Source organism: Nitrobacter sp. 62-13, from assembly GCF_001896955.1.
GTDB lineage: Bacteria > Pseudomonadota > Alphaproteobacteria > Rhizobiales > Xanthobacteraceae > Nitrobacter.
On sequence record NZ_MKRN01000059.1, the window covers coordinates 2,376 to 4,132 of the forward strand.

Here is a 1,757-nt window from a genome sequence, read left to right on the forward strand (position 1 = left end):
TGCCCGACGAATACGCGCCAGACCGCGCCCTCGCCGTCGGAGGCGTCGAGCATCTCGTCGATGTTGCTGAGGAAGCCTGGAACCCCGATCGCTTCGAGCAGACCGCCCATGACGGCGGCCCAGGCTTCGAAGCTGCCGATGTGCTTAGCTCCGCGCGGCATGCCCGCCGCGATCCAGCCGCGGCAGAGCGACAGGCAGGCGGCGACGAGGTCCGCCCGGTTGGCGTTAACCCAGCCAATGAGGTCGGGATGGCGGAAACCTTTGCGCCGCCAGGGCTGGTCGACGCGGGCGTCGAGCCGGATGCGCACAAGACGGCGCGCCATCTCGCCCGAGAACTCGGGATTATTGCCGGTGGCGATCCAGATGCAGCGGACCGGCAGCCGCGTCGTCTCCGAAGCGCCGAGCACGCGGTCTTCCCAGAACGGCGCGGTGAGCGCGGCCGCGAGCGCCGAAGAGTCGAGCGGACGGCGCAGATTGTCGATCAGCACGACCGACGGGATCTGGCGCAGCTTGGCGGTCAGACGCTTGCGCCATTCCTCGTCGTCGCTGCCCTCGACCATGACGCTGGCGCGGCAGCCGGTCGCGATCACCGAAATCGCGTCCACCATCAAGGTCGCGCCGGTGCCTTGGGTTGGCTTCTCGACCAGGTGCAGCGGCGTCGGCCCGTCGATCATGGCGCGCACGAAGCCGACAAGCAGCAGCGCCAGCGCGTGTGCCCGCTCGGCCTCGCCGGTGAACGGAAACTCGCCCAGGAGATCGTCGAGCAGCAATGACCGCGCCGCCGTGATATCTGCGGGCGTCGGCTTCATGGCGATGGGCGGCAGGACGAAGTCCTTGGGCGGGTCGTAAAGGAGACGCGCCGCCGGATGGTAGCCGGGTTCGGTTATGAGATCGCCGTCGCGGCCGAACACCGGCGTGGTGACGATGCCGGCGAGCACTGGCAGTGCCGGATCGGGCGTGGCGAGGATCGACTTGATCACCGCCAGGGGCGGATGAGCCGGGACGAGTTCGCCTTTGCGATTAATCTTTCGCCAGTCGACGAGCTGGGCGAGGACCGGGCGCAAGCGATCCTCGGTGAGCGGCTTTGCCATAGGCAGGCCGTCGTCGTCGCGCACCACCCAAGTCGGGCATCCGGCGGCACGGAACAACCAGGGCGGATTGTTGGCGGCGAGCAGGATTCGCCAGGCCTGCGAGACCGCACCGGCGAGATCGCCGTTGTCGGCGCGCAGTTGCGGTCGCGCGTTCTCGGGCAACGAGAGACCGATTGGCCTGTGGGTGCCGCTGTCGACGACGAGGGCCATGCTTTCGTCGCTGCCTTGGCCGTTCCACTCGACCGCCGACTCAACGACCCTACGCACGGCATCGACGCCTTCGCGCACCAACAAATCATTGAAGTCCTCGCCTTCCTTGGGCGGCATGGCGATGAAGACGCGCCGGCCTTCGGCATGCAATCGGGCGGCAGCGGCCGCTGCGGCACGTGCACCGGCGCCGGAAGGATCGTGGTCGGCAAGAAGCACGACCTTCCGCGCTTCCGCGGGTAGCACCACCTGTTCAAGGTTGGAGGTCGAGAGCGTGGCCCAGACCGGCAGGCGTGCGCAGGCCATCATCACCGAGAGCGCGGTCTCGATGCCCTCGGCGAGTCCAACGACGTGATCGTCCGTCAGATTGGCAAGACGCACGGCGCCGCCCGCGACCGAGGCCAGCATCTTGCGCGGGTTATCGACCGGCGCTTTGGCAGTCCCGTCGTCGGCGAGATA

General features: G+C 68.1%; 1 protein-coding gene. It reads right to left on the bottom strand.

Annotation, left to right across the window (positions count from 1 at the left end; genetic code table 11):
- A partial coding sequence (locus BGN91_RS06120) for a toprim domain-containing protein (RefSeq protein WP_292611453.1) occupies window positions 1-1,706 on the bottom strand: 1,706 nt, incomplete at its 3' end.
- Window positions 1,707-1,757 lie beyond the last annotated feature (51 nt).